Origin of the sequence: Lentzea alba, from assembly GCF_011067745.1 — a bacterium.
Classification (GTDB): Bacteria; Actinomycetota; Actinomycetes; order Mycobacteriales; family Pseudonocardiaceae; genus Lentzea; species Lentzea alba.
This window is the reverse complement of the sequence record NZ_JAAMPJ010000001.1, coordinates 582,102-598,155: the sequence shown is the minus strand read 5'-3', so window position 1 is coordinate 598,155 and position 16,054 is coordinate 582,102. Positions and strand designations below refer to the sequence as shown.

Annotated in this window: 16 protein-coding genes; 9 read left to right on the top strand and 7 right to left on the bottom strand. The window is 69.1% G+C overall.

Going from position 1 to position 16,054, the window contains the following annotated elements; all coding sequences use genetic code 11:
- The first annotated feature begins 82 nt into the window (after window positions 1-82).
- The 4 genes from G7043_RS47995 (at window position 83) to G7043_RS02880 (ending at window position 4,344) form a co-directional block, all read left to right on the top strand.
- Window positions 83-277, top strand: coding sequence for a hypothetical protein (locus G7043_RS47995; RefSeq protein WP_242642068.1), 195 nt, complete (start codon window positions 83-85; stop codon window positions 275-277).
- A gap of 71 nt (window positions 278-348) precedes the next feature.
- A complete protein-coding gene (glgP, locus tag G7043_RS02890; protein WP_166043547.1) occupies window positions 349-2,934 on the top strand; it encodes an alpha-glucan family phosphorylase in 2,586 nt (861 codons plus the stop codon).
- A 299-nt stretch (window positions 2,935-3,233) separates the two neighbouring features.
- On the top strand, window positions 3,234-3,779 hold the full coding sequence (locus G7043_RS02885; protein WP_166043545.1) for a hypothetical protein: 546 nt from the start codon (window positions 3,234-3,236) through the stop codon (window positions 3,777-3,779).
- Between the two features lie 241 nt (window positions 3,780-4,020).
- A complete protein-coding gene (locus G7043_RS02880) occupies window positions 4,021-4,344 on the top strand; it encodes a hypothetical protein (RefSeq protein ID WP_166042683.1) in 324 nt (107 codons plus the stop codon).
- Between the two features lie 81 nt (window positions 4,345-4,425).
- Here G7043_RS02880 and G7043_RS02875 read toward each other — a convergent pair whose 3' ends face one another.
- From G7043_RS02875 to glgX, 4 genes are all read right to left on the bottom strand, one after another.
- Window positions 4,426-5,547, bottom strand: a complete 1,122-nt coding sequence (locus G7043_RS02875; protein WP_166043543.1) for a hypothetical protein — start codon at window positions 5,545-5,547, stop codon at window positions 4,426-4,428.
- 39 nt (window positions 5,548-5,586) lie between these two features.
- Complete coding sequence (locus tag G7043_RS02870) at window positions 5,587-5,976, bottom strand: rhodanese-like domain-containing protein (protein ID WP_166043542.1); 390 nt, start codon at window positions 5,974-5,976, stop codon at window positions 5,587-5,589.
- The gene (locus G7043_RS02865) at window positions 5,973-6,572 is read right to left on the bottom strand and encodes a cysteine dioxygenase (protein ID WP_313887678.1); all 600 of its coding nucleotides are present in this window, start codon (window positions 6,570-6,572) and stop codon (window positions 5,973-5,975) included. Before G7043_RS02865 ends, G7043_RS02870 begins: the two co-directional genes overlap by 4 nt.
- A gap of 214 nt (window positions 6,573-6,786) precedes the next feature.
- Window positions 6,787-8,901: a glycogen debranching protein GlgX gene (gene glgX, locus G7043_RS02860; RefSeq protein ID WP_166043540.1), complete on the bottom strand. Its 2,115-nt coding sequence runs from the start codon at window positions 8,899-8,901 to the stop codon at window positions 6,787-6,789.
- An 89-nt stretch (window positions 8,902-8,990) separates the two neighbouring features.
- Between glgX and G7043_RS02855 the strand changes: the two genes are divergently transcribed.
- From G7043_RS02855 to G7043_RS02840, 4 genes are read left to right on the top strand one after another with little or no spacing between them, the layout of a single operon-like run.
- Window positions 8,991-9,833, top strand: a complete 843-nt coding sequence (locus tag G7043_RS02855; protein WP_166043538.1) for an ABC transporter ATP-binding protein — start codon at window positions 8,991-8,993, stop codon at window positions 9,831-9,833.
- 55 nt (window positions 9,834-9,888) lie between these two features.
- Window positions 9,889-10,668: an enoyl-CoA hydratase/isomerase family protein gene (locus G7043_RS02850; protein ID WP_166043536.1), complete on the top strand. Its 780-nt coding sequence runs from the start codon at window positions 9,889-9,891 to the stop codon at window positions 10,666-10,668.
- Entirely contained in the window at window positions 10,658-11,614 is a 957-nt protein-coding gene (locus G7043_RS02845) for a class I SAM-dependent methyltransferase (protein ID WP_166043534.1), read from the top strand. Before G7043_RS02850 ends, G7043_RS02845 begins: the two co-directional genes overlap by 11 nt.
- A 1-nt stretch (window position 11,615) precedes the next feature.
- A complete protein-coding gene (locus G7043_RS02840) occupies window positions 11,616-12,776 on the top strand; it encodes a THUMP-like domain-containing protein (RefSeq protein WP_166043531.1) in 1,161 nt (386 codons plus the stop codon).
- Here G7043_RS02840 and G7043_RS02835 read toward each other — a convergent pair.
- Window positions 12,745-13,323, bottom strand: a complete 579-nt coding sequence (locus G7043_RS02835) for a TetR/AcrR family transcriptional regulator (protein ID WP_166043530.1) — start codon at window positions 13,321-13,323, stop codon at window positions 12,745-12,747. The two genes, G7043_RS02840 and G7043_RS02835, sit on opposite strands and share 32 nt — an antisense overlap.
- Before the next feature lie 94 nt (window positions 13,324-13,417).
- Between G7043_RS02835 and G7043_RS02830 the strand changes: the two genes are divergently transcribed.
- A complete protein-coding gene (locus G7043_RS02830) occupies window positions 13,418-13,816 on the top strand; it encodes a DUF4267 domain-containing protein (protein ID WP_166043528.1) in 399 nt (132 codons plus the stop codon).
- Here the strand turns inward: G7043_RS02830 and G7043_RS02825 are convergent.
- Both G7043_RS02825 and G7043_RS02820 read right to left on the bottom strand, forming a co-directional pair.
- Entirely contained in the window at window positions 13,743-14,468 is a 726-nt protein-coding gene (locus G7043_RS02825; protein ID WP_166043526.1) for a nucleotidyltransferase domain-containing protein, read from the bottom strand. The genes G7043_RS02830 and G7043_RS02825 overlap by 74 nt on opposite strands.
- A 9-nt stretch (window positions 14,469-14,477) precedes the next feature.
- On the bottom strand, window positions 14,478-15,995 hold the full coding sequence (locus G7043_RS02820; RefSeq protein WP_166043524.1) for a peroxidase family protein: 1,518 nt from the start codon (window positions 15,993-15,995) through the stop codon (window positions 14,478-14,480).
- Window positions 15,996-16,054: the final 59 nt, after the last annotated feature.

Genomic DNA, 16,054 nt, shown 5'->3' with positions numbered 1-16,054 from the left:
GGCGCGCGCCACGCGCCAGGACTGGGTTCCCGAGTTCCGGCCCGCCGAGCAGACGGACGACCAGTACTGGAAGCAGTACGAGGTGGTGGCGGTCTACGGCGAGCCCCGGATCAGCAGCACCGCGCAGGACGACCAGAGGTACGCCGTCGAGTTCGACCTCACGCTGCGCGAGCAGGGCGCCCGCGAACACGACGTCTCGATCGAGGGTTTCCGGATGGATCTCGTGGTCCGCGACGGCAGGCTGCTCATCGCCAACTCGCGCGAAGCGGGCCAATGAGCTGCAAGTCGTTGCAGGTGTGACCGGGAACGTTGTCAGGCCCCGTGGGGTGGCAGGTAAGTTCGCTCGTCATGCGAGCACTTCGCCGGTTCACCGTCCGAGCCAGCCTGCCGGAGCCCCTGTCCGCGCTGAGCACGCTCGCCACCAACCTGCGCTGGACGTGGCATCCGCCCACGCAGGACCTCTTCGCCTCGATCGACCCGCGCGTCTGGTCCGAGGTGGGTGGCGACCCGTTGCGCCTGCTCTCCGTCGTGGACGCAGGGAAACTGGAGTCACTCGCGAGAGACGAGCAGTTCCTGCTCAGGCTCCACGCGCTCGCGAGTGACCTGGAGCGCTACGTCGGAGGGCCGCGCTGGTACCAGCGCAGGCAGGACGAGATCACCCAGCGCCGGGAGCACGGGGCACCGGACACGCCGTTGCCCACGAGCGTCGCGTACTTCTCGATGGAGTTCGGCGTGCACGAGGCGCTGCCGAACTACTCGGGCGGCCTCGGCATCCTCGCCGGCGACCACCTGAAGGCGGCGTCGGACCTCGGCGTGCCGTTGATCGCGGTCGGGCTGCTCTACCGGTCCGGGTACTTCCGGCAGTCGCTGTCGCTCGACGGCTGGCAGATCGAGCACTACCCGGTGCTCGACCCGCGCGGCCTGCCGCTGGAGCTGCTGACCGAGCCGTCCGGGCTGCCGTTGCTGGTGCACGTGGCCATGCCGGGCGACCGGATGTTGCGCGCCAAGATCTGGAAGGCGCAGGTCGGGCGCATCCCGTTGTTGCTGCTCGACTCCGATGTGGAGCAGAACGACGAGGACCTGCGCGGCGTCACCGACCGGCTCTACGGCGGCGACCAGAACCACCGCATCCGCCAGGAGATCCTCGCCGGAATCGGTGGCGTGAGGGCGGTTCGCACCTTTTGCGAACTTACCGGGCACGCGCAGCCCGAGGTCTTTCACACCAACGAGGGCCACGCGGGCTTCCTCGGCCTCGAGCGGATCCGCGAGTACATCACCAACGACGGCCTCGACTTCGACCAGGCTCTGACGGCCGCGCGGGCTGGTGCGGTGTTCACCACGCACACGCCGGTGCCCGCCGGCATCGACAGGTTCCCGGTCGACCTGGTCCAGCACTACTTCGGCGCGGAGAACCTCGTGCCCGGCGTCAACACGCAGCGCATCCTCGCGCTCGGTGCCGAGGACAACCCCGGCATGTTCAACATGGCCCACATGGGCCTGCGGCTCGCCCAGCGCGCGAACGGCGTGTCCAAACTGCACGGTGAGGTCAGCCGGGACATGTTCCGCGGCCTCTGGCCGGGCTTCGACACCACCGAGGTGCCGATCGGGTCGGTCACCAACGGCGTGCACGGGCCGACGTGGGCCGCGACCGAGATGAGCAAGCTGCTCGGTGGCTCCGAAGCGGACAACCAGAGCTCCGGGCTCGGCATCGGCGCGTTCGAGCCGGTCACCGACGCGGGCCTGTGGGAGCTGCGCAGCACCCTGCGCGGCCGGTTGGTCGACGAGGTCCGCAGGCGGTTGCGCGAGTCGTGGCTGCAGCGCGGCGCGTCGGCGCTGGAGCTGGGCTGGACCGACTCGGTGTTCGACCCGAACGTGCTGACCGTCGGCTTTGCCCGGCGCGTGCCGACGTACAAGCGCCTCACGCTGATGCTGCGCGACCCGGAGAGGCTGCGGTCCCTCCTCCTGCACCCCGAACGGCCCGTGCAGCTCGTGGTCGCGGGCAAGTCGCACCCGGCGGACGACGGCGGCAAGGCGTTGATCCAGCAGATCGTGCGCTACGCCGACGACGCGGGCGTGCGCCACCGGATCGTGTTCCTGCCGGACTACGACATGTCCATGGCCCGGTATCTGTACTGGGGCTGCGACGTGTGGCTGAACAACCCGATGCGTCCCCTCGAGGCGTGTGGCACGTCCGGCATGAAGGCCGCGTTGAACGGCGGGCTCAACCTGTCCATTCGCGACGGTTGGTGGGACGAGCTCTACGACGGGTCCAACGGCTGGGCCATCCCGACCGCGGACGGCGTCAACGACCCGGTCCGCCGGGACGACCTGGAGGCCAACGCCCTGTACGACCTGCTCGGTTCGCAGGTCGCGCCGCTGTTCTACGACCGCGGCGAGGACGGCGTGCCGACCCGCTGGATGTCGATGGTCCGGCACACGCTGGCCTCGCTCGGGCCGGTCGTGCAGGCCTCCCGGATGGTCCGCGAGTACGTCGAGACCTACTACGCGCCGGCCGCCGCGTCCGCCCAGAACGTCGTCGGCGACGGCTACCGCGGCGCGAAGGAGCTGTCCGGGTACCGGCACCGGCTGCGGGCGTCGTGGACGCGGGTGCGGGTGCTCGACAGCGACCTGGTGCTCGGAGGTTCCTCGGTGCCGGTGCTCGGTTCGCCGGTCATCGTGCGGGCACGGGTCGAGCTGGCCGGGCTGGAGCCGTCCGAAGTGGACGTTCAGGTCGTGCTCGGCAAGGTGTCCAACGACTCCGACGAGTTGAAGGACATCGTCAGCTCGCCGATGAACTACGCGGGCAACGGCAACTACGAGGCCGAGGTGCCACTGCCGCACGCCGGTGCGCTCGGCTACACCGTGCGCGTGCTGCCGCGGCACGGTCTGTTGGCCACCCCTGCGGAACTTGGCAGGGTCGTTCTGGCTAGTTGATCGTTCACCAGATCCACACAGGGCATCCGGTTCGCCTTCAAACGGCGGGCTGGATGCCCTGATGTGTTCGTCTTCCTTGTTTCCTGTTCACTGCTTGTGACCTGCGTCACGCGTGTGCTCGATGCCGACCTTCCCTCAAACGAATGATGCCTTTTTCGAGTGGGTGAATTCACGATCTCCGCTGGTAGGGGCCGGTGTGCGGGCTTACGCTCCTTGGCATGGAATGAACCGCACCAGAATTCCTACCTGGCATTTCCGGCGCGGCTCCAATGAATTGCGCATTGAGGAAGAAGGTAGCCGTGAAGAAAACGATTACCGCACTCTCGCTCGTCGCAGCTCTGTTCACCGCTTCGTCGGCCCCGGCTGCCAGTGCGACGCCCGCCGCGCCAGAACTTCCAGCCGCCTGCGCCGCGATCGTGACCGACCTCGCCGGGAAGCTCACGAAAGTCGTCAGCAGCTTGTTGCCACTTCCGAACGTCGGCGCGGTGACACCGTTGGTCGGTGACCTGCTCGGCCTGGTGTCCGCACTGCAGAGTTCCGGCTGTCTGCCGGCGTTGCCGACCAGCGGACTGCCGGTGCCGGTTCCGGTGAAGGGCGTCGAATACGCCGGCCCGGTCGACCAGTGTCTGCCGGTGGTGCTGAACCTGATCTCGACCATCGCGGGTCTCGGCGGCACGATCCTCGGCGCCGCCGGTGGTGGCCTGCCGGACGTCGGAAAGATCACCGGGATCCTGACGACGCTGCTGAAGACCGTCACCGAGCTGCTGAGCAAGTGCGGCCTGCCGGCTCCGCCCGGTGGCCTGCCCGCGCTGCCCGGTCTGCCGCTGCCGGTCGAGCACAGCTGATCTCGACGCGGGGTGGGAAAGGGCCCGTCACCGATCTCGGTGACGGGCCCTTTCCTTGTGCGCGGTGCGTAGTATTCCGTGCAGGAAAGAATAGTTGATTCGACCTGCGTGGTCACCCGTTTGCCGCAGTCCAAGTGTTTTTCGGGAATGCACACAATGGTGCGACCGATTCGTTTTCGGCGAGAAGGTGTGGTTAGCCTGCGATTGCTCGATCCGCTGCTCGGAGAACGGAAAACCGCAGATGATCAAGAAAGCAATCGTCCTCGGTGTCGCACTCGCAGGCATGGGCCTGTTCGCGTCGACCGCACAGGCCGCTCCCAACCAGAGCCGGGATGTGCTGGACACGCAGCTGGTGGGTCCCATCACGATCACCGCGCTGTCGCACAACCCGTGGGCACCCGGCAACGGCAACGTCACCGGATCGGGCAACATCGGAGGAAATGGCAACAACGTCGGAAACAACAACAACGGCGGTAACGGCAACAGCAACGGTGGCGGCGGCAACAACGTCGGTGCGGGCAACACCGGCGGCAACGGCAACAATTCGCCCGCATTCCCCGGCTGACCCCTGCCTTCCGGCGGAACGCGGGGGCCCCGTGTGCCGCTGAGGGAAACGCGGGGCCCCCGCGTTCCCGTCCAGCGGGGGCTAGGCGATCTCCAGACGGGCGCGGGTCGCCGCCACCCGCGGACTCCAGCCCGCGAGCTCGTGCGCTTCTGCCGCGAGCTCGCGGGCCTTCGCGTTGTCGCCGTCCGCCATCCACGCCCTGGCGATGGTGATCAGGTCGTCGGCCCGGTCGACCCCGCTCTCGCTCGACTCGGCGGCGAACCCGGCGAGCTGCTTGGCCGTCGCCGTGTCGCCCTCGAGCAACGCGATGATCGCCAGCGTGCCGTTCGCGCGGTGCTTCGGATAGCCGATCTCGTAGGCGTTGCCGAGCATGGTGCGAGCCGTGTCCAGGCCGACCTCGGCGGGGAACTGCCCGGCCTCCACCGCGAACGCCGCGACCCCGGCCGTGGTGGCCATGACGAGGGACAGCTCGCGCGGGGCCAGGTCGGACCGCCCGGTCAGGCCGACCACGGCCTGCAGCGCTTCGAGGTACTTGGCGCGAGCGCAGGTGGTCACGACCTTGAGTCCGACCACGCTGAGCAGGTCCGGGTGGTCCGTCGCCAGCCGCGCGCAGATCCGCTCGGCCTCGTCGAGGTCACCGCGGTAGTAGGCGTCCATGCCGGCGGCGACCCGCGGCCGCGCTTCCAGTTCTTCGAGCGGCCGCCCGGTCAGCTTCGGCAGCGAGAACACGAACCAGCCCAGGCTGGTGTAGGCGGCCTTCTCGACCGGTACGAGCTGCACGAGGAAACACGCCGTCGCGGCCAGCGCCAGGCCCTTGCCGAACGCCGACCCGGTCGCGAACCAGGTGGCCGCCACGATCGCCGCGCAGAACACGATCGCGAACGCTCCGGTCAGGACGGTCCGCCGGCGCACCCCTGGCTTGAGTCCGGAGATGCCGATCGAGGCGAGCACCGGGATGGTGCGCAGCACGATCCGCCGGTTCGCCGTGGTCCACGACTTGAGCTCGCCACCGACGCCGATGATCACGTGGTCGACGCGGAGTCCGAAGAGGACCGCGCCGAGCGCCAGACCCGCCTGGGGCGCCGTCAGCTCCAGCAGCAGACCGACCAGGGCTCCCGCCAGTCCGAGGTACCACTCCGAAAGGGTCCAGGCGATCGTTCCGGCCACCACGAGAGCCGTCGCGACCCAGCGCACAACTGTCACTTCTCCCCTGACGCTACCGGCGGGACAGCGGTTCCACGGTCACACCACCGACTGGGAGCCGCCTTCCCTGATCGGCAGCCCGGCCGCGCGCCAGCCCCGGTACCCGCCGACGAGGTCGGTCGCGTTCGCGAGCCCGATCCGCTGCAGGTCACGAGCGGCGAGCGACGACGCCCACCCCTCGTTGCACACCACGACGACGGTGGTGTCGGCGGTGAAGCCGGGCAGCCGCCAGTCGCCGGTCGGGTCGAGCCGCCACTCCAACACGATCCGCTCGACCACCACGGAGTTCTCGATCTCGCCCTCGGCGAGCCGGTTGTGGATCGGCCGGATGTCGACGACCAGCGCGTCCTTCAGCGCGTGCAGCTCGTGCGGTTCGAGCCGCAACAGGTGGGACCGGGCCTCTTCGAGGATGGTGTCGACGGAGCTCACGGGCCCTCCTGGTCGGCCAGCTGACGCAGTTCGGACAGGGGGAGCCGCTGCGCGGGCAGCGGCGGGATCTCCTCGGGGATGTCGAGCAGCGACGCGTACTCGCGGGTCGGCACGAGCGGCGGCGAGTAGGCGTGCACGGTCGCGGCCGGCGCCTCGAACGGGTTCGTCACCTGGTGCGCCCGCCCGGAACCGAAGCCCAGCGCGTCCCCGGTGCCGCGGACGGCGGACCGGATCGGCCCGGCGGGGTAGCGGTAGTCCTCCTGGAGGGCGCCCTTCAGCACGGTGAACGACCCGGCCGAACCGCCGTGGTCGTGCGGCTCGGTGCCCTGACCGGGCAGCCACGACAGCAGCCACAGCTCCACGCCCTCGGTCAGCCCCAGCCGCGCCCACCAGCGACGTTCGGTCGAGTAGTCGAGGATCCGCAGCAGCCCGGTGGTCAGCTCGCTCGCCACGAACGAGGTCAGATCGCGCAGCTCGCGCGGCGTCCACAGCGACCGGGACGGGTGGATCACGTCACGCAGCAGCTGACTGTCCAGCGCCGGGTGCAGGTCGAACTGATCTTGTCCGGAGATGGTTCCGGCGTATGTCGAAGTCACGCACTCGCTCCTGATGCCACGTCGGTACGGGAGTAGCGATCAAGACGCGACGCGGGGCGCTGTCAGCGCATGCGTCGCGTCGAGCTACACCCGCACGACGCCACGAGCACGAGGTCGATCGTGCGGTCGGTCCAGCAGTAGACGACCACGACCGTGATGGTGCCAGAAGCTCTCAGAGGGCGACCAGAGCGTCCACTGGGTGATCTAACCTCGGTTACCGAGGTACTCGCAGCAACAGCAGCGAGCGCGGTTCGATCGTCAGTTTCTCCCGCGGGCCGAACGCGCCAGGAGCCGCCGGGGAGCCGTCCGCCGTCGTCGTGTCCAGGTACGGCTCGTACGACGGCCCGTACCGCTCGGGTGGCAGCGTCACCGTGATGGCCTCCGCACCGGCGTGCATCAGCAACAGCCACGAGTCGTCCGACACCAGCTCGCCCTCTCGCGTGCGCGACAGGCAGTTCGAGCCGTCGATGAACATCCCGAGCGTGCGGCGGCCCTCGTCGAACCAGTCGGTCTCGGCCATCTCCAGCCCGTCCGGCCGGAACCACACCAGGTCAGGGTTGCCGCTGGGCGTGGTGCGGCCCTCGAAGAACTCGGGCTGCCGCAGGGCCGGGGACGACGCCCGCAGGTCGATCAGCCGCTGGGTGAACCCGAGCAGCGCCTCGCCTGCGTCGGTCCGGGTCCAGTCGACCCACGACACCGCGTTGTCCAGGCAGTACGGGTTGTTGTTGCCGCCCTGGCCGCGCCACATCTCGTCGCCCGCGACCAGCATCGGCGTGCCGGTGGACAGCACGAGCGTCGAGAGCAGGTTCCGCGCCTGCTTGGCCCGCAGCCGGAGGATCACGGGATCGGTCGTCTCGCCCTCGACGCCGCAGTTCCACGAGCGGTTGTCGTTCGTGCCGTCGCGGTTCTCCTCGCCGTTCTCCTCGTTGTGCTTGTCGTTGTACGACACCAGGTCGCGCAGCGTGAACCCGTCGTGCGCGGTGATGAAGTTGATCGACTGCCACGGCCTGCGCAGGTCGTCCGCGTACAGGTCGGACGACCCGGACAGCCGGTACGCGAGGTCGCGCACCGACGTGTGGCCGCGCCAGAAATCACGGACCGTGTCGCGATAACGGCCGTTCCACTCGGCCCACTGCACGCCGAAGTCGCCGACGCGGTAGCCGTCGCCGGTGGCGTCCCACGGCTCGGCGATCAGCTTCGACCGGCACAGCACCGGATCCGTGGTGATGGCGGTCAGCAGGGCGCTGTCGCGGTCGAAGAACCCGCCGCCCGGCCGCCCCATCGTGGACGCGAGGTCGAACCGGAACCCGTCCACGCCCATCTCGTCCGCCCAGTACCGCAGCGAGTCCGTGACCAGCCTCACGACCTGCGGCGATCCGGCGTCGAGGGTGTTGCCGCAGCCGGTGATGTCGACCGTGCTGCCACCGCCCGCGTGCAGGTAGTAGCCCGGCGCGTCGTAGCCGCGGAAGCAGATCGTCGGCCCGCCCGGACCGCCCTCGCAGGTGTGGTTGTAGACGACGTCGATCAGCACCTCGATGTTCGCCGCGTGCAGTGCCGCGACCATCGTCCGGAACTCCTGGATCTCGTTGCCCGGCTCGCTCGCGTACGCCGAGTGCGGGGCGAAGTACCCGAGCGGCGAGTATCCCCAGTAGTTCACCGAGTTCCGGCTGAGCAGCGACGGTTCGTCCTGGAACGCCTGCACCGGCAGGAGCTCCACGCTGGTGACGCCGAGCCGGGTGAGGTGCTCGATCGCCGCCGGGTGCGCGAGGCCGAGGTACGTGCCGCGCAGCTTCTCCGGGATGTCCGGGTGCTGCTTCGTGAAGCCCTTGACGTGCATCTCGTAGATGACGGCCTCTTCGAACGGCACCTCGGGCTTCACGCCGGTGTCCGCGCCGCCGGGCGAGCTGACGACGGACAGCGGGACCGACCCCAGCGAGTCGACGGCCGACGGCGGGCCGTGCATCGGGTCGCCGACGTACCCGAGCGAGGCCTCCAGGTTCGTGATCCGCCCGCTGATCTGCCGCGTGTACGGGTCGACCAGCAGTTTCGCCGGGTTGCACCGCAGGCCGCGCCCCGCGTCGTACGGCCCGTGCACCCGGAACCCGTACCGCTGGCCGGGCGTCACGCCGGGGACCAGGCCGTGCCACACACCGAACGTCCGTTCGGTCAGCTCGACCCGTTTTTCCGCCCCGTCGTCGTCGATGAGACAGACCTCGACCGCGTCAGCGACGTGGGACGTCACCGCGAACCGGACACCGCCTGCTTCGGCGTGTGCCCCCAGTGGGAACGGTCGGCCTGCCAGCACCTCGGACTCGGGTCGCGTAGCCATACCTCCGATCTTGGCATCCGGGACCGACAAAAAACTTGAGAGTTCACGCGGGCGGCGCAGTGGGCGCGCCCACCACGAGGACCACCCCGATGAGTGGTCGGTGCGAGGCCGTTCGGAACAATGGGCTCGTGGCGGACGTCGACGTGACAGATCTGGTCGTGCACATGGCGGGCGTGTCGGTCCGTCGGGGGAAGAACGTGCTGGTCGGCAACATCGACTGGAGCGTGGAACTGGATGAGCGCTGGGTGGTCCTCGGCCCGAACGGAGCCGGCAAGACGACCCTGCTGAGGCTCTCCAGCGCCGAGCTGCACCCGACCAAGGGCAAGGTCCACCTGTTGGGTGAACGCCTGGGCAAGACCGACGTCCAGGAGCTCAAGCCTCGGATCGGTCTGTGCTCCGCGGCGCTGAACGGCCGCGTCCCCGGCGACGAGACGGTCGTGGACCTCGTGGTGTCAGCCGGCTACGCGGTGCTGGGCAGGTGGCGCGAGCAGTACGGCAAGGAAGACACCGACCGCGCCCGCGAGCTGCTCGGCACGCTCGGCATCGAGCACCTGGCCGACCGCCTGTACGGGACGCTGAGCGAGGGCGAGCGCAAGCGCACGCTGATCGCCCGCGCGTTGATGACCGACCCCGAGATGCTGCTGCTCGACGAGCCCGCCGCGGGCCTCGACCTGGGCGGCCGCGAGGACCTGGTCGCGAAGCTGTCCGAGCTGGCGCTGGACCCGGACGCGCCGGCGATGGTGCTGGTCACGCACCACGTCGAGGAGATCCCGCCGGGCTTCACCCACGCGCTGTTGCTGCGCGAGGGCTCGATCGTCGCGCAGGGCCTGCTCGACGACGTGCTCACTGAGGAAAACCTCTCAAAGACGTTCGGCCAGGACCTCGAACTGCAAAAGTCGGGGGAGCGGTTCTTCGCCCGCAGGAAAGTCTGAGAAGCTACCGGCGGGTAACGTGACACTGCCGTCGCGACGACAATGGAGGCTGGCGTTGGCTGAGTTCGTGAGGCTGGAAGTCGAGGACGGGATCGGCACGATCCGCCTGGAGCGGCCGCCGATGAACGCCCTGAACCGGCAGGTGCAGACCGAGCTCCAGGCCGCCGCCAAGGAGGCCTCCGAGCGTTCGGACGTCTACGCGGTCGTCGTGTACGGCGGCGAGAAGGTCTTCGCCGCCGGTGCGGACGTCAAGGAGTTCGCGAAGATCTCCCACGCCGAGATGACGCTGCGGGCCAAGAGCCTGTCGGACGCTCTCGGCGCGATCAGCACGATCCCGAAGCCGACCGTTGCCGCGATCACGGGTTACGCGCTGGGCGGCGGCTTCGAGGTCGCGCTGGGTTGCGACCGCCGGATCGCCGGTGACAACGCGAAACTCGGCCAGCCCGAGATCCTGCTCGGCCTGATCCCCGGCGGTGGCGGCACGCAGCGCCTCGCGCGGTTGATCGGCCCGTCGAAGACCAAGGACCTGCTGTACACCGGCCGGTTCGTCGGCGCCCAGGAGGCGTTGGAGATCGGCATGGTCGACGAGGTCGTGGCACCGGACGACGTGTACGCGGCCGCGGTGCGCTGGGCCGAGCAGTTCGTCAACGGGCCCGTGCTGGCGCTGGCCGCGACCAAGGCGGCCGTGGACGGCGGCCTCGACACCGACCTGGAGTCGGGCCTGAAACTCGAAAGCCACCTCTTCGCGGCCCTGTTCGCGACGGAGGACAAGAAGGCGGGCGTGGAGTCGTTCATCGAGAACGGGCCCGGAAAGGCGAAGTTCAGTGGCAACTGATCCGGCACCCAATCCGCACGCCTCCGCGGAAGAGGTCGAGGCGGCCTACAAGGACACCAAGCTCGCGCAGGTGCTCTACCACGACTGGGAAGCAGGCACGTACGACGAGAAGTGGTCGATCTCCTACGACGACCGCTGCATCACTTACGCGACGGACCGCTTCCGCGCCGCCGCCGGTGACGTCGGACCGTACGAGCACGCGCTGGAACTGGGCTGCGGCACGGGTTTCTTCCTGCTGAACCTCATGCAGGGCGACGTGATCAAGAAGGGCTCGGTCACCGACCTGTCGCCCGGCATGGTCGAGGTGGCGCTGCGCAACGCCCAGCACCTCGGGCTGGACGTGGACGGCCGGGTCGCCGACGCCGAGCGGATTCCGTACGACGACAACACGTTCGACCTCGTCGTCGGCCACGCGGTGCTGCACCACATCCCCGACGTCGAGGGTGCGATGCGCGAGGTGCTGCGGGTGCTGAAGCCGGGCGGCAAGTTCGTGTTCGCGGGCGACCCGACGAACATCGGCAACTTCTACGCGCGCAAGCTCGGCCAGGCGACGTGGTGGCTGACCACCAACATCACCAAGGCCGTGCCCGTGCTCGGGGAGTGGCGCCGTCCGCAGGAGGAGCTCGACGAGTCCTCCCGCGCCGCGGCCCTGGAAGCTGTCGTCGACCTGCACACGTTCGACCCGGACCAGCTGGAGGCCACGGCCAGGCGTGCCGGTGCTGTGGGCGTTCACGCGGTGACCGACGAGCTGTCCGCGGCGCTGTTCGGCTGGCCGGTGCGCACGTTCGAGGCCGCTGTGCCGCGCGAGAAGCTGGGCTTCGGCTGGGCGATGTTCGCCTACCGCACCTGGCAGAACCTCTCGTGGGTGGACCAGAACGTGCTGTCGAAGGTCCTGCCGCGCGAGGTGTTCTACAACGTGTCGATCACCGGCAAGAAGCCTGCCTGAGTTGGGTTACGCGTTCACCTCTGCCGACGTGGAGTTCCTGCGCTCCGCCGCGGGGATCGCGGCGCTGGCCGAGGTGGACGCGTTGCCCTTCTCCGCCGCGTCGCACCTCCAGGACGTCGGTGTCGCGCGCAAGCTGTTGGGTGAGTCCTTCGCCCCGGTCGTGGAAACCGTGCTGCTGCGCCGTCGTGCTTCGTCCAAACTGGACTCAGCGGCGTCGTGGCTCTTCACCGACGACGCCTTGCAGCAGGCCACCGCTTCCGCCGTCGCCCGGCATCGCGCGTCGCGGTTCGCCGATCGGGTCGTCCACGACGTGACGTGCTCGATCGGGGCGGACCTCTTCGCGTTGAGCGAGGTCGCTTCGGTCTGCGTGGGTTCGGACCTCGATCCGGTGCGGCTCGCCATGGCGCGCAACAACGTTCCGGGCCGGCTCGTCGTCAGGGCTGACGCTCTGCGGCCGGTGTCCCGGGCCGGTGCCGTCACCGCGGACCCCGCTCGCCGGGACTCCGCCGGTCGCCGCAAGTGGAACCCGGCGGACTTCGTACCGCCGCTGGACGAGCTGTCCGCGGTCTACGCGGGTGTCGACCTCGCGGTGAAGTGCGCTCCCGGCATCGACTTCGCGGTCGCGCCGTGGGCGGACGAGATCGAGGTCGTGTCGTTGGACGGGGCGGTGCGGGAAGCCTGTCTGTGGACGCGAGGCCTCGCCACCGCAGGGGTTACGCGCCGCGCTTCGGTGCTGCACGGTTCGGAGTCGTGGACCATCACCGACGCCGAGCCCGACGACTGCCCTGTTGCCGCCCCAGGTGAGTGGATCATCGACCCGGACGGCGCCGTCGTGCGTGCCGGTCTGGTGCGGCACTACGCGGCCCGGCACGGCCTGTGGCAGCTCGACGAGCGCATCGCGTACCTGAGCGGATCCGTGCCTCCTCCGGGCATCCGTGCGTTCCGCGTGCTCGAACACGGCCACTACACGGAGAAGGCCCTCAAGTCGTTGCTCCGGACGCGTGGCATCGGCCGGCTGGAGATCCTGGTGCGTGGCCTCGACGTCGACCCGAACACGTTGCGCAAGCGGCTGAAGCTCTCCGGTTCCGCCGAGGCCTCGGTGGTGCTGACGCGGGTCGGCGCCAAGCCGGTCATGGTGCTGTGCCGAGCTGAACGGACCTGACCAGCAGGTCGATCCGGGCCTGGTGGTGATCGGGCCGCAGCCGCTTCCCGTGCGTGAGCGTGGCGATACCGTGCAACGCGCTCCAGAAGACCTCGGTCAACGTCTCCAGATCCCGTTCGCCCGCAACGGGTTCCACCGCCGCCACCAGCTCGCCGAACGCGTCCCGCAGCTCCTGTGGCACCTCGTCCGTGCCCCACGGGATGTCGACCTGCTGCACGAACATCGCGTCGTACAGCGCGGGCCTCTTCTCCGCGAACTCCAAGTACGCCTCGGCCGCGGCTTGCAGCCGTGACTTCCCTTGTGACGAGCGTGCTTTGCGCAACTCCCTGGCCAGTACGCCGCACCCTTCGATCGCGACCGCGCGCACGATCGCGTCCTTGCCCTTGAAGTGGCTGTAGAGCACCGGCTGGCTGTACTCGACCTTCTCCGCGAGCCGGCGCGTGGTGACCGCGTCCCAGCCCTCCTGCTCGGCCAACTCGCGAGCCGCGTCGATGATCAGCTGATGCCGCTCCGCGCGTTCGCGCTCACGCCGGTTCTGAATGCTCACACCGCTGAATCTAGCACTGCTAGACATCCGAGCGCCTCTAGTGTTAGCGTCGCTCTAGTCGCTAGCAGTGCTAGATTCTCAAGTGGGGGTTGTCATGCGTTTGACCACGATCATGGGTTGGCTCGTCGTGCTGGCGGGCTTCTGCTTCGGCCTGAACTACCTGCTCAACGGCGACGGCGCGGCCGCGGGCTTCGGCATCGTCGACCCCGACGGCTACTACGTCGTGAAGGGCGTGCGCGACCTCGCCTACGCCCTGACAGCGCTGATCCTGTTGCTCATGAACCAACGCCGAGCCCTGGGCTGGGTGGTCCTCGCCGACTCGATCATCCCGATCGGCGACTGCCTGGCCGTGATCACCCACGGCGGCACAGTCGGTTACGCGCTCGCGGTGCACGGCTCAGCGGCCGTGCTGGTGCTGTTCACGGCCGCGTTGCTGCTGCGGGAGACAGCGCCTGCACGGCCACTGCCAGAGCCGGTTCGTCAATCTCGTTGAGCAACAACCCGGTCAGCACGTGGAACGCCCGTCGCAGCTCATCAGGATGAGTCGACAGCACGAGCGTCCCGGCGAAGGCATCGGCATCGGCCAGGTCGTCGAGCCCTCGCCCCTGCACCGCGTTGACCCCCTCGCGCAGGCACCGGAGCGCCATCACCTGGTCGCGCATGCCGTTCACCATGTAGAGCGCCTGCCACACCCGCCCACGTGCGATGGACGACCGCGCGTGCAGCCCGTACAACCAGGCGAGCCCGATGAGCTCGGCGCGGTCGGGCTGGCCGGACTGCGGCAGCGTGTTCGCCTCGCCGAACAGCAGCCGGAACGTCGGCCCGGTCGCGCCGAACTCGGACGAGGGCCAGAACGCGATGTCGACCTGCAGCGTCGAGCTCAGCAGGAACACGCGGAACAGGACCGCCCCGCGCCGCACGTCGAGGTGGCCGACCGCACCGCACGTGTACATCAGTGCGGTCCAGTCGGCCACCACCGCGTCGAGGTCGCCGTCGATCGACAGCGCGAGGTCGATGTCGGACCAGCGGTCTTCCTTGCCCACGGCGGCGGATCCGGTCAACGCCGCCCCGATCACGCGGGGGTCGGTGTCGGCGGCGTCGACCAGGTCGCGACGCAGCTGGTCTCGTTCGGAAACGGTGAACACCACCCAACACTATTGACCGCGGCTCGACGGATCGACGCGGGCGAACCGGAGCAGGTCGACCATCCCGAACTGGCCGGCGACACGTGACGGCAGAACAGGCTTCCAGCCAGGTTGCTGCGTCAGGTAGGACTCGGGATCGAGCTGCAGCAGGCCGATGAAGACCTCGCCGACCAGCCGGGCGCCGGCGCCCGCGAGCGAGATGCCGTCACCGAGCGTCTCGGCTTCGCGCAGCGTGTAGTACCAGAGCGGCGTCGAGCGGTCGAAGCCGAACTCCCGCAGCTCCGGCACCGAGTCCAGCACCGGAATGCCCATGGCCCGCGCAACCGCCTGCCCGGACGGCAACGACCACGTGAGGTGACGGAGAAGGTTGCGCTGCGGCAGCGCTACCGGCGGCGAACCGTCCGCGATCGCCCCGAGCGGCAAGCGGAACAGCGGCGTCGAGATGTGCGTGTCGATCCGCTTGTTGGGCCGCACCTGGCCGTCGCCGAAGTCGAAGAACGTCTGCCACCCGATGAACCTCCGGCGCGCCCGACGCCCGCCGCGCAGGTCCACCGGATCGCTCTGCCCCTCTGCCGCCGGGTCGAAGACGAAACCGAAGAACGGCTGACCGTTGTCCCCCTTCAGGTTCGCGCGGTACGACGGCCGCACCTGGCTGTGCCCGAACCGGTAGCACGCGCCCTGGAACTCCACCGGCATGTAGTGCTGGCCCTGCGCCGGCCGGTAGAAACGCCGCCCGTGCGCGAGGACGTCCTGCGTGAGACCGAAACCGATGATCTGCGGCAGGAACTCGTGCACCACGATCCACTGGTAGTGCCACACCACGGTTCTCTGCGCGTCAGCGAAAACCCGGTCGCCGGGCACACCCGCGGCGCGCAGCCGGTCCACGACCCGGTTGTGGAACAACAGGAACGCCGCGTGCAGCCCGGCGATCATCAGGTTCTCGTCGTTGCGCGGGTCCCCGATGATCGCCACGCCGTCGGCGCGCCGGGGCAGGTCCTCGAACAGCCCGCCGTTCTCCACCCGGAACTTGGCCCGGTCGCCGGAGTCGTACAGCTGCGGCGACAGGACAGGGCCGCCGCCGTACACGGAATCCAGTGACAGCGTGGGATTGCGCGTGTTCGGACTCTGCTCGGGCACGGCCGGCACCGCGAGCCGCGAGTGGAGGTCGAAGGTGAGGTCGTGATCGACGAACTGCCCGAGGAACGTCGTTCCCGCGGTGTTGAAGGGGTTGTCGAGGTTGCCCGGACTCAGCTCCGGGTTGGTGATGAGTCGAATCGGCCCTTCGTGCAACGGATCCTCGGCGTCCAGCGGCCCGCCCGGCGCGCCCATCGCACGCAACGCGTCCTGCACGCGCGGCGTGTTCTCGGCGAACGGCGGCAGCCCGGGGAACATCCGTCCGAAGAACCGGGGCGAGGTGGCCGCGGCGTCGACAGCGGCCACCCGCGCGGCGGCAGGGGAGGGAGCCAGCGTGACGGCGCTGGCGCCCGCGACGCCTCCCAGAAATCCACGTCTGGTGAGATTGCCCATGTCAGCGCAGTGTTCTGCAAGATCACTCGCCGCCGCACGGACGAAGAACCATGCAGGGG

Excerpts from the sequence above, each read along its gene's own strand:
- glgP (WP_166043547.1), top strand. The coding sequence starts at position 349 with ATGCGAGCACTTCGCCGGTTCACCGTCCGAGCCAGCCTGCCGGAGCCC.
- G7043_RS02880 (WP_166042683.1), top strand. The coding sequence starts at position 4,021 with ATGATCAAGAAAGCAATCGTCCTCGGTGTCGCACTCGCAGGCATGGGC.
- glgX (WP_166043540.1), bottom strand. The coding sequence starts at position 8,901 with ATGGCTACGCGACCCGAGTCCGAGGTGCTGGCAGGCCGACCGTTCCCA.
- G7043_RS02855 (WP_166043538.1), top strand. The coding sequence starts at position 8,991 with ATGAGTGGTCGGTGCGAGGCCGTTCGGAACAATGGGCTCGTGGCGGAC.
- G7043_RS02830 (WP_166043528.1), top strand. The coding sequence starts at position 13,418 with ATGCGTTTGACCACGATCATGGGTTGGCTCGTCGTGCTGGCGGGCTTC.
- G7043_RS02820 (WP_166043524.1), bottom strand. The coding sequence starts at position 15,995 with ATGGGCAATCTCACCAGACGTGGATTTCTGGGAGGCGTCGCGGGCGCC.